The organism is Saccharopolyspora antimicrobica, assembly GCF_003635025.1.
Classification (GTDB): Bacteria; Actinomycetota; Actinomycetes; order Mycobacteriales; family Pseudonocardiaceae; genus Saccharopolyspora; species Saccharopolyspora antimicrobica.
On the sequence record NZ_RBXX01000002.1, the window covers coordinates 4,590,101 to 4,612,290 of the forward strand.

Sequence of the window (22,190 nt, forward strand, 5' to 3'; positions counted from 1 at the left end):
TTGCCGAGGTGGCCGGGTTTCCGCAGGTCGCGAGTGGTGTAGCCTCCTGGGGTCCCCGCTCGATTCGTCCACCGGATCCGCCATGCCCCCTGCCGATGCGCGCAACTGGTTCGGCCGCGTCCGGCCGCAGTGGAGCCTGGCCCGCCAGCTGTTCGTGCTGCAGGTCGTGGTGGTGGCCGTCGTGGTGCTCGCCGGCACCGCCCTGGCCTGGTACGACGCGGAGCAGCGCAACGAGAGCGCGGCCCGCGACAAGGTCGTGGCGGTGGCCCGCACGCTGGCCGCGCAACCGGGCGTCCGGGACGCGCTGGTCGCGCCGGACCCGACCGCGACCCTGCAGCCGCTGGCCGAACGGGTGCGCGCCGACACCGGGGTCGACTTCATCACGATCATGTCCCCGCAGGGCATCCGCTACACCCACCCCGATCCGGCGCGCATCGGCCAGCCGTTCCTCGGCCACATCGAGCAGGCGGTCGCCGGGCAGGTGTTCACCGAGATCTTCCCCGGCACGCTCGGCTTCTCGGTGCGCGCGGTGGTGCCGGTCCACGACGACGCGCACCGGCTGATCGGGCTGGTCTCCGACGGCATCACCGTGCGCTCGATCTCCCTGGAGCTGGAGAAGCAGGTCAGCGTGCTGGTGCTGGTCGCGGCGGCGGCGCTGCTGATCGGCGGACTGCTGACCTACCTGGTCAGCGCCCGGCTGCGCCGCCACACCCACGGCCTGCGGCCCGCGGAGCTCAGCCGCATGTACGAGTACCACGACGCGATCCTGCACGCGGTGCGCGAAGGACTGCTGCTGATCTCCCCGACGGGGCGGGTGACGTTGTGCAACGACGGGGCCGGTCTGCTGCTCGGCCTGGACCCGCTGGCCGTCGAAGGCAGGCCGGTGTCCGAGCTGGAACTCCCGGAGTCGCTCGTGGGCAGTCTCGGTTCGGGGCGGGCGGTGCGCGACGAGGTGCACCTGACCGACGAGCGGGTGCTGCTGGTCAACGCCTCGGAGATCCGCAGCGGCGGCCGCGACCTCGGCATCGTGGTCACCCTCCGGGATCACACCGAGCTGCAGGCGCTGAGCGGGGAACTGGACTCCATGCGCGGTTTCGCCGAATCGCTGCGCTCCCAAGCGCACGAGTCGGCCAACCGCCTGCACACCGTGGTGTCGCTGATCGAGCTCGGCCGCGCCGACGAGGCCGTCACCTTCGCCACCGCCGAGCTGGAGCTCGCCCAGCAGCTCACTGACCGCGTCGTCGGCGCGATCGGGGAGCCGGTGCTGGCCGCGGTGCTGCTGGGCAAGAGCGCTGAAGCGGGGGAGCGCGGTGTCGAGGTGGTGCTCACCGAGGACACCGAGATCGACGACGTCGACCTGGCGCACATCGATTCTCGGGACCTGGTGACGATCCTCGGGAACCTGATCGACAACGCGGTGGAGGCCGTGGTGGAGCGCCCGCGCCCGCGGGTGGCGGTGACCGTTCGGTCCACTTCGGACGGCGTGCTGGTGCGGGTGGCCGACAACGGCCCGGGCGTGGATCCCGAGACCGCGCAGCGGTTGTTCGAGCGCGGTTGGTCCACGAAGGACTCCGGACGCGGGCTCGGGCTCGCGCTGGTCGGGCAGAGCGTGCGACGGCATCGCGGCAGCATCGAGGTCACCTGCGACGACGGCGCGGTGTTCACCGTGCTGCTGCCCGCCGGATCGGACGTGGCCCGGTGATCTCGGTGCTGGTGGTGGAGGACGATCCGCTGGTCGGCGAGGCCCACGAGGCCTACGTCAACCGGATCGACGGGTTCGCGGTGGCCGGGCGGGTCCGCACCGGGCAGGCGGCGCTGCGCTTCGTCGAGCGGACGCCGGTGGACCTGGTGCTGCTGGACCTGCGGCTGCCCGACATGGACGGCCTGCAGGTGGCGCGCGCGCTGCGCACCGCGGGCAGCAACGCCGACGTCATCGCGGTGACCTCCGCCCGGGAGCTGAAGGTGGTTCGCGCGGCGGTGTCCAGCGGCGTGGTCCAGTACCTGCTGAAACCGTTCACCTTCGCGGCGATGCGCGAGAAGCTGGAGCACTACGCGCGCTTCCGGACCAGCCTCGGCCACGACCGCGAGGTCAGCGGCCAGGCCGAGATCGACCGCGCGTTCTCAACCCTGCGCGGCGTGGACCGCGCGGCCCTCCCGAAGGGCATGGGCGACGAAACCCTCGCCTCGGTGGTCTCGGCGCTGCGCGCGGCGCCGGAAGGTGCGTCGGCGGGCACCGTCGGCGAAGCGGCAGGAGTGTCCCGCGTGACCGCCCGCCGCTACCTGGAATACCTGGTGCACAACGGAATGGCCGAACGCCGCCCGCACTACGGGGGCGTGGGCCGCCCGGAGATGACCTACCGCTGGATCGGCGAAGCCTGAGGCCCTGTGAGCGCTTTGGGGTGTGAAAGCGCCCCGAACCGCTCACGGGGCATGTCAGCGGTTGTCGGCGGCGGGGCGGAGGCCCGGTGCGCCGGGGCCGAATTCCGCCATCCGGTCGTCGACGTTGTGCAGGGCGCAGGTGCGCAGCGAGAGGCAGCCGCAGCCGATGCAGCCGGTCAGGCGGTCGCGGAGGCGCTGCAGGCCGTCGATGCGGGCGTCCAGCTCGTCGCGCCAGCGGCGGGACAGGCGCGCCCAGTCCGCCTTGGTCGGCGCGTGGTCGTCGGGGAGCGTGCCGAGCGCTTCGGAGATCTGCTCCAGGCTCAGTCCGACGCGCTGCGCGGAGCGGATGAAGGCCAGGCGGCGCAGCACTCCGCGGTCGTAGCGGCGCTGGTTGCCGGAGGTCCGGGTACTGTTGATCAGCCCGCGGTCCTCGTAGAAGCGCAGCGCGGTCTGCGCGACTCCGCTGCGGTGCGCGACCTCACCGATGGTCAGCAGTTTGGGTAGCTTCGACACGTCCGCCAGGCTAGCTCAAAGACCTGGAGCTTGGTGGAGGTATTTTCCCCGGAACGGGGCTTGACCTCCAGTTCGCTCGAAGTTCCACCCTGGTCGCATGACGATCACGACGACGTACGGCTACGCCGATCTCCGGCCGCTGATGAGCGCCATGACGGGCGACGAGAAGCACGATGTCGCCGCCACCTCCACCCTCGACGTGCTGTGGGTGCTCTACGACCAGGTCCTGTCGGTCGACCCGCAGCGCATCGACGACCCCGACCGCGACCGCTTCCTGCTGTCCAAGGGGCACGGCCCGATGGCCTTCTACGCGGTGCTGGCCGCCAAGGGCTTCCTGGATCCCGCCGAGCTGACGAACTTCGGCGCGTTCGACTCCCGGCTCGGCTTCCACCCCGACCGCGTGCTGGCCCCCGGCGTGGAGATCGGCAGCGGCTCCCTCGGGCACGGCCTGCCGCTCGGGCTCGGCGTGGTGCTGGGCCTGCGCGCCCAGGACCGCGACCGGCCGCGGGTCGTGGTGCTGGTGGGCGACGCCGAGCTCGACGAGGGCAGCAACCACGAGGCCATCCAGGTCGCCGGGCGCTGGGGACTGGGGCAGCTGACCACCGTCGTGGTGGACAACAGCTCCTCCAGCACCGGCTGGCCCGGCGGCATCGCCGACCGCTTCGCCCGCGAGGGCTGGGCCGTGCACACCGTCGACGGCCGCGACCACGACGCGCTCCGCCGCGCCCTCACCGACACCCACCCGGACCGCCCGCTCGCGGTGGTCGCCGAAGTCGAACCCAAGGAGCTGTGATGAGCGCCCCGACCATCGCCACCACCATGCGCGAGCAGTTCGTGCAGACCATCGACAACGCCCTCGACACCGACCCGCGGGTGGCCGTCGTGCTGGCCGAGATCTCCGCCGACCGCTTCGAGGACGCCGCGCGCAGGCACCCGCGCCGGGTGCTCAACGTCGGCATCCGCGAGCAGGCCATGGTCGGCGTCGGCGGCGGGCTGGCGCTGACCGGCCTGCGTCCGGTGGTGCACTCGATCACGCCGTTCGTCGTGGAGCGCCCGTTCGAGCAGCTCAAGCTCGACCTCGGCCACCAGGGCGTCGGCGCCATCGTGGTCAGCACCGGTGCGTCGTTCGACTACCCGACGGCCGGGCGCACGCACATGGCGCCCGGTGACGTCGCGCTGATCGACACGCTGCCCGGCTGGACCGTGCACGTGCCCGGCCACCCGGCCGAGGTGGACGCGCTGCTGCGCTCGGCGCTGCCCGGCGACGAGCCGGTCTACCTGCGGCTCTCCGAGCGGGTCAACGCCGAGCCGCTGGTGACCGGCCCGGGCTGGCACACCGTGCGCACCGGTGGCGAGGGCGTGGTGCTGGCCGTCGGCCCGATGCTCGACCCGGTCCTGTCCGCCACCGCCGCCCTCGACGTGACCGTGCTCTACACGGCCACCATCCGCCCGTTCGACGCCGCCGGGCTGCGCGCGGCGGTGCACGCGGCGACCTCCGACGTCGTGCTGGTCGAGCCGTACCTGCGCGGCACCTCGACGCACGAGATCAACGACGCGCTCGCCGACGTCCCGCACCGGGCCCTGGCGCTGGGCGTGCGCCGCGACCAGGAGCTGCGCGCGTACGGCACGACCGAGGAGCACGAGGCCGCGCACGGCCTGAGCCCGACCGCGATCGCCGCGTCGATCCGCCACTTCCTGGACGGAGCTACCCGATGACCTTCACGCCGGCCGAGATCGACTACTTGGAAGGGCAGACCTTGGGGCGGCTGTGCACCCTCGGGCCCGGCGGTGAGCCGCAGGCCCGGCCGGTGGGCGTGCACCTGGGCCCGGACGGCACGATCGACGTTCCCGGCTACCACAACGCCGAGTCGCAGAAGTGGCGCAACGTGCTGCGCGATCCGCGCGTGACGTTCGTGGTCGACGACATCGCCTCGCGGACGCCGTGGCGGGTCCGCGGCATCGAGATCCGCGGAGAGGCGGAGGCGCTGCTCGGAGTCGGGTCGACCGAGGACGGGCTCAGCGGCGACGTGATCCGCATCCACCCGAAGCGGATCCTCTCGTGGGGCATCGACACCGAGCGCCTCCAAGCCCGCGACGTGGGGTGACCGCCTGCGCCGGTAGCCTGGGAACGTGGCACGAGTCGTCATCTTGGACTACGGATCAGGCAACCTCCGCTCCGCCGAACGCGCGCTGCAGCGCGTCGGGGCCGACGTCGAGGTGACCGCCGACCATCGTGCCGCGGTGGAGGCCGACGGCCTGGTGGTCCCCGGCGTCGGGGCGTTCGCGGCCTGCATGCGGGGCCTGCTGGAGGTCGGCGGCGACAAGATCATCGATCACCGGCTGGCAGGCGACCGGCCGGTGCTGGGCATCTGCGTCGGCATGCAGGTGCTCTTCGACCAGGGCGTCGAGCACGGCCTGCAGGCCAACGGCTGCGGCCAGTGGCCCGGCACCGTCGAGCGGCTGCAGGCCGACGTCCTGCCGCACATGGGCTGGAACGAGGTCGACGCCCCGGAGGGCAGCGTCCTGTTCGCCGGGATGGAGCCGGGCACCCGGTTCTACTTCGTGCACTCCTACGGCGTGCGCCGCTGGGAGCTGGAGCCGTCGGACTCGATCAAGCCGCCGCTGGTGACCTGGGCCGAGCACGGCGAGCGGTTCGTCGCCGCGGTGGAGAACGGCCCGCTGATGGCGACCCAGTTCCACCCGGAGAAGTCCGGCGAGGCCGGCGCCCGGCTGCTGCGCAACTGGCTGGACACCCTGTGACCCGCCGGCACGGGATGCTCGGCCAGCGGGCGGTCAAGCTGATCGCCACCGTGCTGGCGTTCGGGATGATCGCCGGCATCGCGGCGCCCTACCTGCTGCAGGCGGGCTTCCCGCTGTGGACGGTGCTGCTGCTGGTCCTGATCGTGCTGGCGGTGCCGGTCGTGGCGGTGCTGCACTCCGAGCGCTCCCGCCGCTGACCCCGGCACGTTCACCCGGGTTGACGGCGGTGCGGTCGTGGCCGGTCGGGGCGCGGACAGTAGGGTTGGGGCGTGAGCTTCACGTTGCTTCCCGCAGTTGACGTTGCCGACGGGCAGGCGGTCCGCCTCGTGCAGGGCGCCGCCGGTTCCGAGACCTCCTACGGCGACCCGTTGGAGGCCGCGCTGGCCTGGCAGCGCGCGGGAGCGGAGTGGGTCCATCTGGTCGACCTCGACGCGGCGTTCGGCCGCGGCTCGAACCGCGAACTGCTGGCCGAGGTGACCGGCAAGCTCGACGTGAAGGTGGAGCTCTCCGGCGGCATCCGCGACGACGCCTCGCTGGAGGCCGCGCTGGCCACCGGCTGCGCGCGGGTCAACCTGGGCACCGCGGCGCTGGAGAACCCGCAGTGGGCGGACCGCGTGGTCGCCGAGTACGGCGAGCGGGTCGCGGTCGGCCTGGACGTGCGGATCACCGAGCAGGGCCACCGGCTGGCCGCCCGCGGCTGGACCAAGGACGGCGGCGACCTCTGGGAGGTGCTGGCGCGGCTGGACGCGGCCGGCTGCCGCCGCTACGTGGTCACCGACGTGAGCAAGGACGGCACCCTGCAGGGCCCGAACACCGAGCTGCTGCGCGAGGTCTGTGCCCGCACCGAGGCACCGGTGATCGCCTCCGGCGGTGTGTCCAGTGTGGACGACCTGGTGGAGCTGTCGAAGCTGGCGCCGCTCGGCCTGGAGGGCTCGATCGTCGGCAAGGCGCTGTACGCGCAGAACTTCACCCTCGAAGAGGCGCTGGCCGCCGTCCGCTGACCCGAGGTCATCGCCCGAGCCCGGCTCGGGCGTACCTCCCGGGAGGCGTGCCCAGGACCCGCTTGAAGTGCCGGGTGAGGTGGGACTGGTCGTAGAAGCCGGTCGCGACCGCCACCTCGCCCGGTGGCTGTCCTCCGAGGAGCAACCGGCGGGCGAGGTCGACGCGGCGCGAGGTCACGTACTGGTGCGGTGCGATGCCGAACGCGGCGCTGAAGGCCCGCACGAGGTGCGCCGGGTGGGCGTGGAGCAGCCGCGCGATCTCCGCCAGCGTGGTGCTCTCCCGGAGCCGTGAGTCCAGCAGGTCGCGCAGGTCGTGCGCTATTCCGCGGTCATCCGCCACACCTCCGGGGACCAGCCGGGGGCGCAGGTGCTCGCGCAGGCGCTGGCTGATGAGGGCCAGTCTGCTCTCCGCCTCGAACTCGTCGCCCCGGTGGGCGAGAGCGGCGTGCAACTGCTCGATGTGCCTGCGCAGGAGCAGATCGGTGATCTCCGGGCCGTCGACGGCCGGGCCGGTGAAGCTCTCGTCGAGCTGCGTCGTGTCGAGGTAGAGCACGCGCTTGCGGAAACCGCGCGGAGTGGCCGAGGAACCGTTGTGCGGGACGTGCGGCGGCAGCAGGCTCAGCGTGCCGTCCGGAGTGCCGCGCTCGTGGCGGTCCAGGTCGTAGCGGACGGCGCCGTCGTCGACGATCAGCAGCGTCCACGCGTCGTGGACGTGCAGCGGGTACTCGTGCTCGGTGAAGTGGGCGTGGAAGACCTCGACGACGCCCGGGACCGACGGGCGCCACGCCGTGATCTCCTGCCGGGACGCCATGTGAAGAACGTACAAGACTGCGGGTGCGCGCAGGTCGCAGCATCGGAGGCATGGGAACGGAGAACGTGCGCTTCGACACCAAGATCGCCGTGCTGCTGCGCGATGACCTGGCGAGCTGGCAGCGGTTGAACGTGACCGCCTTCGTCGTCAGCGGGCTCGGCACGGCGGTGCCCGAGCTGATCGGCGAGCCGTACGCGGACGCCGACGGCGTCGAGCACCTGCCGATGTTCCGCCAGCCCGTGCTGGTCTTCGAGGGTGCGAAGGAGGTGCTGAGCGCCGCGCACCGCAAGGCGCTCTCCCGCTCGCTGCACACCGCGGTGTTCACCTCGGATTTGTTCGGCACCGGTAACGACCGGGACAACCGGGCTGCCGTGCGGGCGGTGGGAACCGAGCAGCTCGACCTGGTCGGGTTGGCGGTGCACGGGCCCCGCAACGCGGTGGACAAGATCCTCAAGGGGGCGCGGATGCACCCGTGACGGCGTCCGTTCGGCCCAGCATCCCTGCCTCTGGTCAGGGCGAATGCGGGTCGGCTCGGGGAAAGGCCTGATCCACTCCGGGGCGCGGATCGGCACGATCGCGACCGAGATCCGAAAGGCGGATCGCGATCGGAGGTCTCGATGAGACGAGGGATGACGTCCGCCCTCGGAGTTCTGCTGGCCGCCGGTGCGACGCTGGGCGCCACCGTTCCGGTGGCCGCCGCGCCCGCGCTGGACTGGCAGCCGTGCCCGGAGAACGCCGAGGTCCAGTGCGCGACCTTGCCGGTGCCGCTGGACTGGGCGAATCCGGACGGCGAGCAGATCGAGGTGGCCGTGGCGCGCCGTCCGGCCACCGACGCCGCCCAGCGGATCGGTTCGCTGGTCTTCATGCCCGGTGGACCGGGCGGCACCGGCGTCGACAGCCTGCTCGCGGGCTCGCCGTTCTCCCCGGAGCTGAGCTCGCGGTTCGACATCATCAGCTACGACCCGCGGGGCTTCGGCCGCAGCAACCCGCTGCAGTGCGACACCGAGCTGGTCCTGGCCGGGCCCGACATCCTGCCCGGCGGGCCGGAGAAGTTCGAGGAGATCAAGCGCTACAACCGGGAGGTCGCCGCCGACTGCCGCGCCCGCACCGGGCCGGTCATCGACCACATGGACGCGGTCAGCGTCGCGCGCGACATCGACGCGTTCCGGCAGGCGCTCGGCGAGGAGCAGCTCAGCCTCTACGGCATCTCCTACGGCACGCTCGTCGGTCAGATGTACGCGGAGAACTTCCCCGACCGGGTCCGCGCGCTGGTCCTCGACAGCGTGATGGACCACAGCCTCAGCGCCGGCGAGTTCCTCGTCACCGAAGCGGAGACGGCCGAGGACTCCTTCACCGAGTTCGCGAAGTGGTGCGCGGAGGACGCGCAGTGCGCGCTGCACGGCGAGGACGTCGGGGCGGTCTACGACGAGCTCTACAAGCGGGCCGAGGCCGGAGAGCTGCACGCGCCGGGCGATCCCAGCACACCGATCGGTCCGGTGCAGCTGAGCAGCAGCACGCTCGGCGCCTTCTACGGGCCGAACTGGCAGCAGCTGGCGGACCAGCTCAAGGCGCTGCGCGACGACCGGCCGGCCCCGACCGCGCTGGCGCTGCCCGAGACCATCCCGCACAGCGTCGCCGCGTTCTGCGGCGACTGGAACATCGACATCGACTCGGCCGAGCAGTACGCGCAGGAGTGGCAGCGGCAGAACGAAGCCGCGCCGCACATGCGGTTCGGGCTGGGCGGCGGAGTCGCGTGGGGCTGCATCGACTGGCCGTCGCCGGTGCAGAACCCCCAGCACGTGCCGCAGATCCGCACCGAAGCCCCGATCCTGGTCCTCAACGCCCAGCACGACCCGGCCACCGGGTACAACTGGGCGACCAATGTGGACCGCCACATCGAGCAGGCCACGCTGCTGACCTACGACGGCTGGGGCCACGGGGTCTACGACCGCAGCGAGTGCACCACCTCGGCCGCGGACCGGTACTTCGTCGACGGCGTCGTGCCGCCGGAGGGCACGCACTGCGCGGCGGTCCCGCCGACGGACGACCCCACCGTCCGGCCTTACGTCGGCTGGGGCGGCTGACCACCGATCTCGCGCGAAATCGCCGTGCTCCCTGAGGCGGGAGTGGCGATCTCGCGCGAAATCGCCCCGTGCACCGCGCCGCGCGGCCGTGTCTCTACCCTGGTGGCATGGCCGTTGCGGTGCGTGTGATCCCCTGCTTGGACGTCGATCAGGGGCGGGTCGTCAAAGGTGTCAACTTCACCGACCTCCGGGATGCGGGCGACCCCGTCGAGCTCGCCCGGGCCTACGACGCGGAGGGCGCCGACGAGCTGACCTTCCTGGACGTCACGGCCTCCTCCGGCAACCGGGAGACCACCTTCGACGTGGTCGGCCGCACCGCCGAGCAGGTGTTCATCCCGCTGACCGTCGGCGGCGGCGTGCGCAGCACCGAGGACATCAACCGGCTGCTGCGCGCCGGGGCGGACAAGGTCAGCCTCAACACGGCGGCGATCGCCCGGCCCGAGCTGCTCAGCGAGGCCTCGCAGCGCTTCGGCGCCCAGTGCGTGGTGCTGTCGGTCGACGCGCGCCGGGTGCCCGAGGGTGGGCAGCCCACGGCCTCCGGCTACGAGGTCACCACGCACGGCGGGCGGCGCGGCACCGGCATCTGCGCGGTCGAGTGGGCGGCGAGGGGCCAGCAGCTCGGCGTCGGCGAGATCCTGCTGAACTCGATGGACGCCGACGGCACCAAGGCCGGTTTCGACCTGGAGATGATCCGCGCGGTGCGGGCCGTCGTGGACGTGCCGCTGATCGCCAGCGGCGGTGCCGGAGCGGTGGAGCACTTCGCGCCCGCGGTGCGCGCGGGCGCGGACGCGGTGCTCGCGGCCAGCGTGTTCCACTTCGGACAGTTGCGGATCGGTGAGGTCAAGGACGCCATGCGGGCGGAAGGGATCACGGTGCGATGAGCGGTCTGGACCCGGCGATCGCGGCTCGCCTCAAGCGCAACGCCGACGGGCTGGTCGCCGCGATCGCCCAGCAGCGCGGCACCGGCGAGGTGCTCATGATGGCGTGGATGGACGACGAGGCGCTGCACCGCACCCTCACCACCCGCCGCGCCACCTACTTCTCCCGCAGCCGCCAGCAGTACTGGGTCAAGGGCGAGACCTCGGGCCACACCCAGCAGGTCCACGACGTCCGCCTGGACTGCGACGGCGACACGATCCTGCTGGTCGTGGACCAGCAGGGCGCGGCCTGCCACACGGGGGACCGCACCTGCTTCGACGCGGACGCCCTGCTGCCCGCCGACTCCTGACACACGAACCTCCGACCGGCCCCGGCCCCGGCCCCGTCCCCGCCCCGGCTCCGGCCCGGCCCGGCTCCGGCTCCGGCCCGGCCCGGCCCGGCCCGGCCCCGGCCCGGCCCGGCCCGGCTCCGGCCCGGCCCGGCTCCGGCCCGGCCCGGCCCGGCTCCGGCCCGGCTCCGTGCTGGGCGCCGGGACGGCCCTGTGGGCGCGATTTCAATGGAAATCAGACGTCCGATTTCCATTGAAATCGCGACGTTCCCGACACCCCGCCGGTGTGTCGGTGGACGACGCACCGACGAGGCGCGCAACTTCAATTGAAATCGAAGATCCAATTTCAATTGAAATCGCGGAGAGTCCTGCCCGTCGACGACGGAGCCGTCCACCCGCACCGGACGCGCCGGTGAGCCCCGGTGTCGGTGGGCTCAGGCACCAGGCTCAGTCGGCGGGCTCAGTCGGCGGGCTCAGGCATCGGGCTCAGTCGAGGGTGCCGGTGAGGTAGCGCTGGAGGTTGGGGCCGACCGCGGCGACCACCGTGTCGTGGTCGGCGGAGGCCAGGGGTTCCAGGCGGACCACGTAGCGGGCCATGCCCAGGCCGACGATCTGCGATCCGCACAGCGCCCCGCGCAGATCCGGCTGGTCCACGCCGAGCGCCTTGATCAGCTTCTCGAACATCACGTTCTGGATGAACTCCCGGAGCATCGCCACCGCGTTCTCGTTGGTCGCGATGCTGCGCACCAGCGCCGCGAACTGGCCGCCCTCCGCGTTGTCCCACACCGTCAGGAACCGCCGCAGCAGCCGCTCGGCCAGCTGCTCGCGGTCTCCGGCCAGCAGCTGCGGCACCACTTCCGCCGGGTTCACCGGAATGTGCACCGCCGCGGAGAACAGCCCCGCCTTGCCGCCGAACCAGTGGTTGACCATCGCCGGATCCACCCCGGCCTGCGCCGCGATGGCGCGGACGGTGGCCGCGTCGTAGCCCTGTTCGGTGAACACCTCGCGCGCCGCCGCCAGCAGCGCGGCCTTGGTGTCGGCACCGCTGCGCCGTCGTCCGCGCCGCTTCGGCTCGGTGCCGTTCGTTCCACTGCTCACCCGCTCATCCTGGCCGCTGCGGCGGGGCGAGGGCAAAGCGGTGGCGGAGGGCGCGCGCGGGCCGGAACGGGTGCGCGGCACAATGACGGCATGGTCGGCGACGGTGATATCGGCTCAATCAGTCCCGGACGCGAGGAGTTCCGCGCCCTCGCCGCGGACCGCCGGGTGATCCCGGTGGTGCGGCGGTTGCTCGCGGACGACGAGACCCCGCTCGGGGTGTACCGCAAGCTCGCCGGGGACCGCCCCGGGACGTTCCTGTTCGAATCCGCCGAGAACGGGCGCTCCTGGTCGCGATGGTCCTTCGTCGGTGCCCGCAGCGCCGCCGCGCTGACCGTTCGCGACGGCGAAGCGCACTGGACCGGCACGCCGCCCACCGGACTGCCCGACGGCGGCGACCCGCTGCAGGCGCTGCGCGAGACGGTCCGGCTGCTGCAGACCGATCCGCTGCCCGGCCTGCCGCCGCTGACCGGCGGCATGGTCGGCTACCTCGGCTACGACGCGGTGCGCAGGCTGGAGCGGCTGCCCGAGCTCACCGAGGACGACCTGAAGATCCCCGAGCTGGTCATGCTGCTGGCCACCGACCTGGCCGCGCTGGACCACCACGAGGGCACCATCACCCTGATCGCCAACGCGGTGAACTGGGACGACAGCCCGGAGCGCGTGGACGCCGCCTACGACGACGCGGTGCGCAGGCTGGACGAGATGACCGAGCAGCTGTGCACGCCGTCGGCGCCCACGGTGGCGGCCTTCTCCCGCCCGAGCCCGCAGTTCGTCCGCCGCCGCGAGCCGGCGGAGCACTACGCGGCGGTGGAGAAGGCCAAGGAGGCGATCCGCGCCGGCGAGGCGTTCCAGGTCGTGGTCTCCCAGCGCTTCGAGATGTCCACCAGCGCCGACGCGCTCGACATCTACCGCGTCCTGCGCACCACCAACCCCAGCCCGTACATGTACCTGCTGAGGTTGGAGGCGCCCGACGGCGGCACCCCGTTCGACATCGTCGGCTCCAGCCCGGAATCGCTGGTGACGGTGCGCGACGGCCAGGCCACCACGCACCCGATCGCGGGAACCCGCTGGCGCGGCGCCGACGAGGACGAGGACTCGCTGCTGGAGAAGGAGCTGCTCAACGACGACAAGGAGCGCGCCGAGCACCTGATGCTCGTCGACCTCGGCCGCAACGACCTGGGCCGGGTCTGCAAGCCGGGTTCGGTGCACGTCGTCGACTTCTTCCGCATCGAGCGCTACAGCCACGTCATGCACATCGTGTCCACGGTGACCGGGCAGCTGGCCGACGACAAGACGGCCTTCGACGCGATCGCCGCCTGCTTCCCGGCGGGCACCCTGTCCGGCGCGCCCAAGCCGCGCGCGCTGGAGCTGATCGAGGAGCTGGAACCCACGCGGCGCGCCCAGTACGGCGGCGTGGTCGGCTACCTGGACTTCGCCGGGGACGCCGACACCGCGATCGCCATCCGCACTGCGCTGGTCCGCGACGGCAGGGCCTACGTGCAGGCGGGCGGCGGGATCGTGGCCGATTCGGACCCGGTCGCGGAGGACCAGGAGTGCCTGAACAAGGCGCGCGCGGTGCTCAACGCGGTCGCGACGGCGGAGACGCTGGCCCGTCCGGGCGGCGAGCAGGTGACGGAGGAGCGGGTTGACCACCGAGCCGGGATCTGAACCGAGCCGGTCCAGGGGACTGCTGTGGCTGGTCGTGCTGCTGGCGCTGGCCGCAGCCGGGGCGTTGTGGGGTGCCAGCGGCCTGACCTGGGCCGAGCAGCTGTTCCGCGGCTCGTTCGGCAACGAGGTCCTGGTCGAGCTGACGGGCGCGGACCTGCGCCCGGAGCTGGTACCGATGGCGCTGGCATCGCTGGCCGCGGTGGCGGCGGTGCTCGCCACCGGAGGCTTGCTGCGACGCGTTGTGGGCGTGCTGGTGCTCGTCGCGGGCGCCGCGCTTGTCTGGCGGTCGGTGCAGGCCTTCACCGGCGGCCTGGCGGTGCGGAGCGCGCCGACGGCACCGCCTGGCAGCGCGCCCGTCGGTGAGGTCGCCACGCAGCCCTACGGGCCGCTGCTGGTGCTGGCCGCCGCGGTGCTGCTGGTAGTTGCCGGGGCGTTGGTGCTGCTCCGGGCGGGGCGAATGCCGGCGATGGGTGCCAAGTACTCGGCGCCCGGGACGGCGAAGCGGAAATCCCACGATCCGGACCGGCAGATGTGGCAGGACCTGGACGCCGGTCGCGATCCGACCGACGACCAGGATCGCTGAATTTATTTCAAGTTTCCCCGTGAAGTCGGAAAACCCAGTTCGGTACGGTTCCGAACACCCGCACCACCCGCGCACAAGGGCCGAAGGTCCTTGCTGCGCTGGGACGTTCCGGACACCCCTTGATGGGCCGGGGCCCGGGCGAGGTTTAGCATCGGCCATGCGACGGCACGGCGGGAAGGGGAGTGTCGTGATCGAGCGCAATGAGTTCATCTGCGCATCCAACTCGTGGTTCAGGGACTTGCGGGTAGCTGTTCGGGGCAGGGCCGGCGAGGTGTTCGCGTGACCGTTCTGGAATCCATCATCGAAGGCGTTCGCGAGGATCTTGCAGTTCGCGAATCCGCGATTCCGTTCGACGAGATCAAGCAGCTGTCCGCCGCGGCGGCACCGCCGCACGACGTGCTCGCCGCGCTGAAGGCGCCGGGCGTGGGCGTCATCGCGGAGGTCAAGCGGCGCAGCCCGTCCAAGGGCGAGCTGGCCGAGATCGGTGAGCCGGCCGAGCTGGCCGCCGACTACGCCGACGCCGGGGCGCGGGTGATCAGCGTCCTGACCGAGGGACGCCGGTTCGGCGGATCGCTGGCCGACTTCGACGCGGTGCGCAAGCGAGTCGTCGGCACGCCGCTGCTGCGCAAGGACTTCATCGTCAGCCCGTACCAGGTGCACGAGGCCCGCGCGCACGGCGCGGACATGGTGCTGCTGATCGTCGCGGCCCTGGAGCAGAACGCGCTGGAAGCGTTGCTGGACCGGGTCGAGTCGCTGGGCATGACGGCGCTGGTCGAGGTGCACACGGCCGAGGAGGCCGACCGCGCGCTGGAGGCCGGCGCGAAGGTGATTGGCATCAACGCCCGCAACCTGCATACGCTCGAAGTGGACCGCGACGTGTTCGGCCGGATCGCGCCGGGTCTGCCGCAGGACGTCCTCAAGATCGCCGAGTCCGGAGTTCGCGGGCCCAGCGACCTGATGGCCTACGCGGGCTCGGGCGCGGATGCGGTGCTGGTGGGCGAAGGCCTGGTGACCAGCGACAATCCCAAGACGGCTGTCACCCAGCTGGTGACCGCCGGGTCGCACCCCGCATGCCCGCGGCCGAGCCGGTGACCGGGCGGCGCGGGGGCGGCGAGGCACAGGAGGTAGGGCAATGACCGTGGGGGCGGACACCGCGCGCGCACACCGCCAGGGCAAGGCCGTGCCGGAAGGGCACGACCCTGACGAGCGCGGGCACTTCGGGGAGTACGGCGGCCGGTTCATGCCGGAGGCGCTGATCGCGGCGCAGGACGAGCTGGCCGCGGAGTACGCCAAGGCGCAGCAGGATCCCGAGTACCTGGCCGAGCTCGACGACCTGCTGCGCAACTACGCGGGTCGCCCGTCGCTGCTGACCGAGGCCAAGCGCTTCGCCGAGCACGCGGGCGGCGCGCGGATCCTGCTCAAGCGGGAGGACCTCAACCACACCGGCTCGCACAAGATCAACAACGTGCTGGGTCAGGCGCTGCTGGTCAAGCGGATGGGCAAGCGCCGGGTCATCGCCGAGACCGGTGCCGGGCAGCACGGCGTGGCCACCGCCACCGCCTGCGCGCTGCTCGGCCTGGAGTGCGTGATCTACATGGGCAAGGTCGACACCGAGCGGCAGGCCCTCAACGTGGCGCGGATGCGGCTGCTGGGCGCGGAGGTCATCCCGGTCAGCAACGGCTCGGCGACCCTCAAGGACGCGATCAACGAGGCGCTGCGGGACTGGGTCGCCAACGTCGACCACACCCACTACCTGCTGGGCACCGCCGCGGGCGCGCACCCGTTCCCGATGATGGTCCGCAACTTCCACCGGGTCATCGGCGACGAGGCCCGCGAGCAGGCGCTGGCGCTGACCGGCAGGCTGCCCGACGCGGTCGTCGCCTGCGTCGGCGGCGGCTCCAACGCGATCGGCATCTTCCACGGCTTCATCGACGACGCCGACGTGCGGCTGGTCGGCTTCGAACCGGCCGGGCACGGTATCGACTCCGGCGAGCACGGTGCGACCCTCAGCGAGGGCACGCCCGGCACGCTGCACGGCGCCCGCTCCTACCTGCTGCAGGACGACGACGGGCAGGTCGTCGAGGCCTACTCGATCTCCGCGGGTCTGGACTACCCGGGCGTCGGGCCGGAGCACTCGTACCTGAAGGACACCGGCCGCGCCGAGTACCGGTCGGTGACCGACGACGAGGCCATGCAGGCGTTCAAGCTGCTCTCGCGCACCGAGGGCATCATCCCGGCGATCGAGTCCGCGCACGCGCTGGCCGGGGCGCTGGAGCTCGGCAAGGAGCTGGGGCCGGAGGCGATCATCGTGGTCAGCCTCTCCGGGCGCGGCGACAAGGACATGGACACCGCGGCGAAGTACTTCGGGCTCGTCGATGAGGCTCAGGAGGATGCGCGGTGAGCCTGCGCGAGGTTTTCCAGACCTGCCGGGAGGAGCAGCGCGCCGCGCTGATCGGCTACCTGCCCGCCGGGTTCCCGACGGTGGCGGAGTCCAAGGAGCTGTTCGGTGCGATGCTGACCGGCGACGGCTCGGCCGGCTGCGACATCGTCGAGGTCGGCGTCCCGTTCTCCGACCCGGTGATGGACGGCCCCACCGTCCAGGCGGCCAGCGACAAGGCACTGCGCGCGGGCTTCCGGCTGCGCGACACCTTCGAGGTGGTCTCCTCGATCGCCGAGGCGGGCGGGCGCGCGGTGGTGATGACCTACTGGAACCCGGTGCACCGCTACGGCGTGAACGCCTTCGCCCGCGACCTCAAGGCCGCAGGCGGGCTCGGCGTGATCACCCCGGACCTGATCCCGGACGAGGGCGAGGACTGGATCGCCGCCACCGACGAGCACGGCCTGGACCGGATCTTCCTGGTCGCCCCGTCCTCCACCGAGGAGCGGCTGGCGCTGACCGCGAAGGCCACCAGCGGATTCGTCTACGCGACATCGGTGATGGGCGTGACCGGCGCCCGCGACAGCGTCGGCTCGGCGGCGGCCGGCCTGGTCCAGCGCACCCGCGCGCACACGGACCTGCCGATCGGCGTCGGCCTCGGCGTGCGCTCCGGCGAGCAGGCGGCCGAGATCGCGGCCTACGCGGACGGGGTGATCGTCGGCTCGGCCTTCGTGACCGCCGCGGAGCAGCGCGGCGTCGCCGGAGTCCGCGACCTCACCGCGGAACTGGCCCGAGGCGTCCGCAGCCGCTGAAGCCCGGCGTTCCGCCGTCGTTCCGCGATTTCCATTGAAATTGGATGTCCAATTTCAATGGAAATCGCGGGTCAACCGGCGTCGGGCACCGGCCAGGTGGGCCGGTGGTGAGTTCGCACCACCGACAGTTCGGCCGATCGGGTGAATAATGTTGGGCTGATCGCCCGCGTGGGGTGAGGTGAACGGTCCCTGGTGGGGGCCTGAGCGGGGGCCGCGCGTTCCGCGCTGGGGCGACCGATACCGTTAGCTCCGTGAGTGCCCCGGTTGCCGCCACGGCGAATTCGTTCTTGGCCACCATCCCGAGCCCGTCGCAAGGGGTTTGGTACATCGGCCCGATTCCGCTGCGCGCGTACGCGCTGTGCATCATCGCGGGCATCATCGCCGCGGTCTGGATCGGCAGCCGTCGCTGGGTGGCGCGCGGTGGCGCCGAAGGCACGGTCATCGACATCGCGGTCTTCGCGGTGCCGTTCGGCCTGGTCGGCGGTCGGCTCTACCACGTGGCCACGGACTGGCACAAGTACTTCGGCCCGGACCGCAACCCGCTGGACGCCCTCAAGGTCTGGGAGGGCGGCCTGGGCATCTGGGGCGCCGTCGCGCTCGGCGCGGTGGGCGCCTGGATCGGATGCCGCCGGCGGGGCGTCCCGCTGGCCGCGTTCGCCGACGCCGTCGCGCCCGGCATCATCCTGGCGCAGGCCATCGGCCGCCTCGGCAACTGGTTCAACCAGGAGCTCTACGGTGCCGCGACGACCGTCCCGTGGGGCCTGGAGATCTACCGGCGCGTCGACCCGGCCACCGGCCTCAACGACCCCATCGGCGGCGTGGCGCTGGACCACACCCCGATCACCGTCGTGCACCCGACGTTCCTCTACGAGCTGCTGTGGAACCTGCTGGTCTTCGGCCTGGTCATCTGGGCCGACCGCAAGTTCCGGATGGGCCGCGGCCGGGTGTTCGCGCTCTACGTCGCGGGCTACACCCTCGGCCGGTTGTGGATCGAGATGATGCGCACCGACGACGCCACCCTCATCCTCGGCATCCGCATCAACGTCTTCACCTCCCTGATCGTCTTCGCGGGCGCGGTGCTCTACCTGGTGATGGTGCGCGGCAAGCGCGAGGACCCGGAGCTGCTGAAGGGCAAGCCGGAGCCCGGCGAAGCCCCGGCGGAGCCGGTCGAGCCGAAGGCCGCCGGGAAGGCCGAGCCGGAGGCGAAGTCCGACGAGGCGGAGCCGGATGAGCCGAAGGCGGATGAGCCGGAGGCGAAGGAACCCGAGGCGACGGAGCCGAAGGCGACCGAGGCGAAAGCCGAGGACGCCGAAGGCGATTCGCAGGCTCGCAGCGCCGGAGGCGCGAAGAGCGAGAAGGACTGAGCATCGGGCCGCGCTGAGTGCGCGGCCCGTCTCGTTCTGCCGCCCCGCACGGCCTGGCCGGTCTTCCGCCGGCTGATCGGGAGGCCGCGTGGCGAGCCGTCGTCAGCCCCGGATCGGGGCGATGACGGGTGAGCCGTCGGGGGTGTGGAGGACCGTCACTCGGGCCGTGTAGCGCTTTTCGAGGACTTCCGGCGTGAGGACTTCGGTGGGGGTTCCCTCGGCGGCCGGGCAGCCGGTGTCCAGGAGCAGCAGGCGTTCTGCGTACTGGGCCGCCAGGGTCAGGTCGTGCAGGGTCATGACGACCGTCGTGCCCAGCTCGCGGCGGAGTTCGTCGATCAGGTCGAGCAGGGCCTGCGCGTGTCCGACGTCCAGGCCGGTGGTCGGCTCGTCGAGCAGCAGCACGCCCGCGCGCTGGGCCAGGGCCCGGGCCAGCACCGCGCGCTGGCGCTCGCCGCCGGAGAGAGTGGCCAGGTGGCGATCCGCGAGGCGCGCCAGGTCGAGGCGGTCCAGCAGGGAGCGCACCACGTCCAGGTCGCTCGCTCCCTCGCGGCCCAGCGGGCCGAGGTGCGGAGTGCGGCCGAGGAGCACGTAGTCGGTGACGGTCAGGCCGATCGGCAGCTGCGGGATCTGCGGCGCGTAGCCGATCGCGCGGGCCCGTTCGCGGCGGCGCAGCTCGGCCAGCGGCCGACCGTCGACCAGCACTGAGCCCTTGTGGCGCACCAGCCCGGCGATCGCCTTCAGCAGGGTCGACTTGCCGGAACCGTTCGGCCCGATGATGCCCAGCCAGCCCCCGGTGTCCACAGTGGTCGAAATCCCGGAGATCACCGTGGCACGCCGGTAACCCGCCGAAAGCTCGCGCACCTCCAGCCTGCTCATACTGTTCCGCCTCTCCGCGATTCACAGTGGTGGTTGCGTTACGGCGTTGATCTTGCGTTCTGCGGTTTCCTGTGGCTGGTTCGCGTCACGTTCCCCTGAGGTGCGGTTGAGTGGGGGGACTGCTCATGCACGCCTCCGGTGGAGCAGTGCGGCGAAGAACGGGGCTCCGGTGAATGCCGTGATCACGCCGATCGGGATTTCCGCGGGCGCCAGCAGGGTGCGGGCCAGCATGTCCGCCAGCACCAGGAACACGCCGCCGAACAGCAGCGACATCGGCACGATGATCCGGAAGCTGCCGCCCATCGCCAACCGCACCAGGTGCGGCACGACCAGGCCGACGAAGCCGATCAGACCCGCCGTGGACACCGCCGCCGCGGTGGCCAGCGATGCCGCCACCAGCACCAGGAGCCGCACCCGTCCCGGGTGCACGCCGAGCGCGGCGGCCTCCTCGTCACCGGTGCCCAGCAGGTCCAGCAGCCGCGCGCAGACGCACAGCACGACCGCCGAGAGCACCAGGTAGGGCAGCACGATCAGCACTTCGCGCCAGCCCGTGGTGGACAGCCGCCCGAGGATCCACATGTAGACCTGCTGCAGCGAATCCACCCGCAGCTGCTGCACGAAGGTCTGCCCGGCGGTGAGGAACGCGCCGACGGCGACACCGGCCAGCACCAGCGTCGCGGTGTCGCGCCCCGCCGAACGCCCGACCAGCCAGGTCAGGCCGACCCCGCCGAGCGCCCCGGCGAAGGCCGCGGCCTGCACCGGGACGGACAGCGCGGCGTGCGGCGCGCCGGTGATCACCAGCGTCACCGCGAAACCTGCGCCGGCCGCCGCACCCAGCAGGTACGGGTCGGCCAGCGGGTTGCGGAACACGCCCTGGAACGCCGCGCCGGACACCGCCAGCGCACCGCCGACCAGCACCGCGAGCACCACCCTGGGCACCCGCAGGTGCCAGAGGATGGCCGCCTCGCGCTCCGACAGCGGCGAAACGCCGCCGGTGAGTTGCGCGACGATCTCGGCGAACACCCGCTGCCAGCCGAGCTCGGCCGCCCCGAGCAGCACCGACAGCAGGACGCTGGCCACCAGCGCCGCGACCCCGAGCACCAGGTGCCGGGGTCGCAGCTTGGTCTGCGTCAGGGGAGTGCCCGTCACCCCTGCTGCGCCTTGGAGACCCCATCGGCGATGGAGCGCACCATGTCGACCACTCGCGGGCCCCACCGGCTGGCGATGTCGTCGTCGAGCTCGAAGACGTGCTGCGTGCGCACCGCGTCCAGGGTGTTCCAGCCCGGCCGCTGGGCGACCGCCGCGGCGGTGACCTGGCAGCACTTGACGTCCGACAGGAAGATCAGCTTCGGGTTGGCCTGCAGGATGTGCTCCTCGGAGAGCTGCGGGAAGTCGCCGCCCGCCGGGTCGGCGATGTTGTGCAGGCCGAACAGGCTGTAGACGTTGCCGACGAAGCTGGTCGAAGTCGCGGTGTAGTAGTCCGGGCTGACCTCGTGGTAGTAGGTCAGCGGCTCCGGCGGCTTCGGGGTGTCGCGCACGATCTCGTCGATCTCGGCGCGCATCCTGGCCACCAGCTCGGCGGCCTGCTGGGTGTGCCCGGTGGCCTGGCCCAGCACCTCGATCTGCCGGTACGCCTCGTCCAGGTTCGCCGCCGCCGGGGTGAGCAGGGTCGGCACGTTGGCGGTCTTGAGGCCCTGGGCCAGCTGGCTGGAGCTGTCCGGCGCGATGACCAGATCGGGGTTGTGCCCGCCGACGGCCGCGGCGTCCGCGTTGAACGCGGAGAGATCGCTGCGCGGCGCCTGAGCCGGGAAGTTGGAGAACTGGTCGACCGCGATGACCTGGTCCCCGGCGCCGATGGCGTAGAGGGTCTCGGTGGCCGTCGGCGACAGCGAGATGATCCGCTTCGGCTGCTGCGGCAGGGTCACCGGTTCCTGGCCGGGCAGCTGCACCTTGACCGGGAACGCCGAAGCCGGGTCGTCGGCCGGGGCGGTGGTCTGGGAGTGAGGTCGGGTGGCGCAGGCCGTGACCCCGACGAGCAGGGCCAGCGCGGCGAGCAGCAGGGTGGCGAGTCGGCGGAGCCGGGTCATGTCTTCCCTACGTTTCGGCCGGTGCACGAGGGCGCGGCCGGGGAAGCCGACACCGCACCCCTGCACCGGGAGTGGCGGACATCGACACCACGCGCAAGGCGACCTGGCTCGTGCCCGGTGGCGCACCGGGCCATCGCAGTTGCGGCACAGCACCGGGTTCGCACCGGTTTCGCTTGGCGCTGGCGTCCCGCGAGCACCCGTGGCCGGGCACTCTGAGCTGCAAAGATATCAGGGGTCGATCAACGCGCCGAGCGGCTGCGGGGTGTCGTCGGGCACGGGCGGCCGAGGTGGCGACCGAGCGGCCGGATCCGGCCACGGACCGTGTTCACCGGAGCACCCTTTCTCGTAGTATTCCTGCACGGTAGGCCCGCACAACCAGCCCCCACGCCACCGCACCTCAGGGGACCGTGACGCAACCCAGCCCGGGAAACCCCGAAAACGCAAGTTCAACAGGCAACGCAACCACCACTGTGAATCGCGGAGAGGCGGGGCTGTGACCGGGCTCTTAACCCACACGGGTGCGTTACAACAACATGGTCAGCATCACTTCTGGATTGCTGCTTCCGGGTA

At 72.0% G+C, this 22,190-nt stretch carries 24 protein-coding genes; 18 read left to right on the forward strand and 6 right to left on the reverse strand.

Annotation, left to right across the window (positions count from 1 at the left end; genetic code table 11):
- Positions 1-82: 82 nt before the first annotated feature.
- Positions 83-1,702, forward strand: a complete 1,620-nt coding sequence (locus tag ATL45_RS22270; RefSeq protein WP_093148016.1) for a sensor histidine kinase — start codon at positions 83-85, stop codon at positions 1,700-1,702.
- Complete coding sequence (locus ATL45_RS22275; RefSeq protein WP_093148019.1) at positions 1,699-2,379, forward strand: response regulator; 681 nt, start codon at positions 1,699-1,701, stop codon at positions 2,377-2,379. The genes ATL45_RS22270 and ATL45_RS22275 overlap by 4 nt, the downstream gene beginning before the upstream one ends.
- A gap of 54 nt (positions 2,380-2,433) precedes the next feature.
- Here the strand turns inward: ATL45_RS22275 and soxR are convergent, their stop codons facing one another.
- Complete coding sequence (gene soxR, locus ATL45_RS22280) at positions 2,434-2,892, reverse strand: redox-sensitive transcriptional activator SoxR (RefSeq protein WP_093148023.1); 459 nt, start codon at positions 2,890-2,892, stop codon at positions 2,434-2,436.
- 97 nt (positions 2,893-2,989) lie between these two features.
- On the opposite strand from soxR, the gene ATL45_RS22285 reads away from it, so the two are divergent.
- The 6 genes from ATL45_RS22285 (at position 2,990) to priA (ending at position 6,653) form a co-directional block, all read left to right on the forward strand.
- A complete protein-coding gene (locus ATL45_RS22285; protein WP_093148027.1) occupies positions 2,990-3,685 on the forward strand; it encodes a thiamine pyrophosphate-binding protein in 696 nt (231 codons plus the stop codon).
- Complete coding sequence (locus ATL45_RS22290) at positions 3,685-4,608, forward strand: transketolase family protein (RefSeq protein ID WP_211841261.1); 924 nt, start codon at positions 3,685-3,687, stop codon at positions 4,606-4,608. Before ATL45_RS22285 ends, ATL45_RS22290 begins: the two co-directional genes overlap by 1 nt.
- Positions 4,605-4,997 (forward strand): PPOX class F420-dependent oxidoreductase, encoded by a 393-nt coding sequence (locus ATL45_RS22295; RefSeq protein WP_093148030.1) that lies wholly within the window; start codon positions 4,605-4,607, stop codon positions 4,995-4,997. The genes ATL45_RS22290 and ATL45_RS22295 overlap by 4 nt, the downstream gene beginning before the upstream one ends.
- Positions 4,998-5,022: 25 nt before the next feature.
- Positions 5,023-5,652, forward strand: coding sequence for an imidazole glycerol phosphate synthase subunit HisH (gene hisH / locus ATL45_RS22300; RefSeq protein ID WP_093148033.1), 630 nt, complete (start codon positions 5,023-5,025; stop codon positions 5,650-5,652).
- Positions 5,649-5,849, forward strand: coding sequence for a hypothetical protein (locus ATL45_RS22305; protein WP_177241922.1), 201 nt, complete (start codon positions 5,649-5,651; stop codon positions 5,847-5,849). Before hisH ends, ATL45_RS22305 begins: the two co-directional genes overlap by 4 nt.
- Before the next feature lie 72 nt (positions 5,850-5,921).
- Entirely contained in the window at positions 5,922-6,653 is a 732-nt protein-coding gene (gene priA, locus ATL45_RS22310) for a bifunctional 1-(5-phosphoribosyl)-5-((5-phosphoribosylamino)methylideneamino)imidazole-4-carboxamide isomerase/phosphoribosylanthranilate isomerase PriA (RefSeq protein WP_093148037.1), read from the forward strand.
- A gap of 7 nt (positions 6,654-6,660) precedes the next feature.
- Here the strand turns inward: priA and ATL45_RS22315 are convergent, their stop codons facing one another.
- Positions 6,661-7,464, reverse strand: coding sequence for a helix-turn-helix transcriptional regulator (locus ATL45_RS22315; protein WP_093148040.1), 804 nt, complete (start codon positions 7,462-7,464; stop codon positions 6,661-6,663).
- 50 nt (positions 7,465-7,514) lie between these two features.
- On the opposite strand from ATL45_RS22315, the gene ATL45_RS22320 reads away from it, so the two are divergent.
- The 4 genes from ATL45_RS22320 to hisI all read left to right on the forward strand — a co-directional run bounded on the left by ATL45_RS22320 (position 7,515) and on the right by hisI (position 10,776).
- Complete coding sequence (locus ATL45_RS22320) at positions 7,515-7,940, forward strand: DUF2000 domain-containing protein (protein ID WP_093148044.1); 426 nt, start codon at positions 7,515-7,517, stop codon at positions 7,938-7,940.
- A gap of 153 nt (positions 7,941-8,093) precedes the next feature.
- Positions 8,094-9,548 carry an alpha/beta hydrolase gene (locus tag ATL45_RS22325; RefSeq protein ID WP_246025485.1) on the forward strand — a complete coding sequence of 485 codons (1,455 nt, stop codon included), beginning with the start codon at positions 8,094-8,096 and terminating at the stop codon, positions 9,546-9,548.
- Positions 9,549-9,655: 107 nt separating this feature from the next.
- Positions 9,656-10,429, forward strand: a complete 774-nt coding sequence (gene hisF, locus ATL45_RS22330; protein WP_093148053.1) for an imidazole glycerol phosphate synthase subunit HisF — start codon at positions 9,656-9,658, stop codon at positions 10,427-10,429.
- Positions 10,426-10,776 carry a phosphoribosyl-AMP cyclohydrolase gene (gene hisI, locus ATL45_RS22335; protein WP_093148057.1) on the forward strand — a complete coding sequence of 117 codons (351 nt, stop codon included), beginning with the start codon at positions 10,426-10,428 and terminating at the stop codon, positions 10,774-10,776. The genes hisF and hisI overlap by 4 nt, the downstream gene beginning before the upstream one ends.
- Positions 10,777-11,241: 465 nt before the next feature.
- Here hisI and ATL45_RS22340 read toward each other — a convergent pair whose 3' ends face one another.
- Positions 11,242-11,853, reverse strand: coding sequence for a TetR/AcrR family transcriptional regulator (locus ATL45_RS22340; protein ID WP_093148062.1), 612 nt, complete (start codon positions 11,851-11,853; stop codon positions 11,242-11,244).
- 90 nt (positions 11,854-11,943) lie between these two features.
- Between ATL45_RS22340 and ATL45_RS22345 the strand changes: the two genes are divergently transcribed.
- The 6 genes from ATL45_RS22345 (at position 11,944) to lgt (ending at position 18,657) form a co-directional block, all read left to right on the forward strand.
- Complete coding sequence (locus ATL45_RS22345; RefSeq protein WP_093148066.1) at positions 11,944-13,521, forward strand: anthranilate synthase component I; 1,578 nt, start codon at positions 11,944-11,946, stop codon at positions 13,519-13,521.
- Entirely contained in the window at positions 13,499-14,104 is a 606-nt protein-coding gene (locus ATL45_RS22350; RefSeq protein WP_093148070.1) for a Trp biosynthesis-associated membrane protein, read from the forward strand. The genes ATL45_RS22345 and ATL45_RS22350 overlap by 23 nt, the downstream gene beginning before the upstream one ends.
- A 279-nt stretch (positions 14,105-14,383) precedes the next feature.
- A complete protein-coding gene (gene trpC, locus ATL45_RS22355) occupies positions 14,384-15,196 on the forward strand; it encodes an indole-3-glycerol phosphate synthase TrpC (RefSeq protein WP_093148074.1) in 813 nt (270 codons plus the stop codon).
- Positions 15,197-15,236: 40 nt separating this feature from the next.
- Complete coding sequence (gene trpB / locus ATL45_RS22360) at positions 15,237-16,505, forward strand: tryptophan synthase subunit beta (RefSeq protein ID WP_093148077.1); 1,269 nt, start codon at positions 15,237-15,239, stop codon at positions 16,503-16,505.
- Positions 16,502-17,293, forward strand: a complete 792-nt coding sequence (gene trpA / locus ATL45_RS22365; protein WP_093148078.1) for a tryptophan synthase subunit alpha — start codon at positions 16,502-16,504, stop codon at positions 17,291-17,293. The genes trpB and trpA overlap by 4 nt, the downstream gene beginning before the upstream one ends.
- Before the next feature lie 251 nt (positions 17,294-17,544).
- Entirely contained in the window at positions 17,545-18,657 is a 1,113-nt protein-coding gene (lgt, locus tag ATL45_RS22370) for a prolipoprotein diacylglyceryl transferase (protein ID WP_093148082.1), read from the forward strand.
- A gap of 102 nt (positions 18,658-18,759) precedes the next feature.
- Here lgt and ATL45_RS22375 read toward each other — a convergent pair whose 3' ends face one another.
- The 3 genes from ATL45_RS22375 to ATL45_RS22385 form a co-directional block, all read right to left on the reverse strand.
- Entirely contained in the window at positions 18,760-19,533 is a 774-nt protein-coding gene (locus ATL45_RS22375; protein WP_093148086.1) for an ABC transporter ATP-binding protein, read from the reverse strand.
- A 123-nt stretch (positions 19,534-19,656) separates the two neighbouring features.
- Complete coding sequence (locus ATL45_RS22380) at positions 19,657-20,682, reverse strand: FecCD family ABC transporter permease (RefSeq protein WP_093148090.1); 1,026 nt, start codon at positions 20,680-20,682, stop codon at positions 19,657-19,659.
- On the reverse strand, positions 20,679-21,620 hold the full coding sequence (locus ATL45_RS22385) for an ABC transporter substrate-binding protein (protein ID WP_093148095.1): 942 nt from the start codon (positions 21,618-21,620) through the stop codon (positions 20,679-20,681). The genes ATL45_RS22380 and ATL45_RS22385 overlap by 4 nt, the downstream gene beginning before the upstream one ends.
- Between the last annotated feature and the right edge of the window lie 570 nt (positions 21,621-22,190).

Coding starts and splice junctions, on each gene's coding strand:
- ATL45_RS22325 (WP_246025485.1), top strand. CDS start 8,094: ATGACGTCCGCCCTCGGAGTTCTGCTGGCCGCCGGTGCGACGCTGGGC.
- ATL45_RS22315 (WP_093148040.1), bottom strand. CDS start 7,464: ATGGCGTCCCGGCAGGAGATCACGGCGTGGCGCCCGTCGGTCCCGGGC.
- hisF (WP_093148053.1), top strand. CDS start 9,656: ATGGCCGTTGCGGTGCGTGTGATCCCCTGCTTGGACGTCGATCAGGGG.
- ATL45_RS22295 (WP_093148030.1), top strand. CDS start 4,605: ATGACCTTCACGCCGGCCGAGATCGACTACTTGGAAGGGCAGACCTTG.
- ATL45_RS22290 (WP_211841261.1), top strand. CDS start 3,685: ATGAGCGCCCCGACCATCGCCACCACCATGCGCGAGCAGTTCGTGCAG.
- ATL45_RS22270 (WP_093148016.1), top strand. CDS start 83: ATGCCCCCTGCCGATGCGCGCAACTGGTTCGGCCGCGTCCGGCCGCAG.
- ATL45_RS22375 (WP_093148086.1), bottom strand. CDS start 19,533: ATGAGCAGGCTGGAGGTGCGCGAGCTTTCGGCGGGTTACCGGCGTGCC.
- ATL45_RS22285 (WP_093148027.1), top strand. CDS start 2,990: ATGACGATCACGACGACGTACGGCTACGCCGATCTCCGGCCGCTGATG.
- hisI (WP_093148057.1), top strand. CDS start 10,426: ATGAGCGGTCTGGACCCGGCGATCGCGGCTCGCCTCAAGCGCAACGCC.
- ATL45_RS22345 (WP_093148066.1), top strand. CDS start 11,944: ATGGTCGGCGACGGTGATATCGGCTCAATCAGTCCCGGACGCGAGGAG.
- ATL45_RS22320 (WP_093148044.1), top strand. CDS start 7,515: ATGGGAACGGAGAACGTGCGCTTCGACACCAAGATCGCCGTGCTGCTG.
- ATL45_RS22385 (WP_093148095.1), bottom strand. CDS start 21,620: ATGACCCGGCTCCGCCGACTCGCCACCCTGCTGCTCGCCGCGCTGGCC.
- trpB (WP_093148077.1), top strand. CDS start 15,237: ATGACCGTGGGGGCGGACACCGCGCGCGCACACCGCCAGGGCAAGGCC.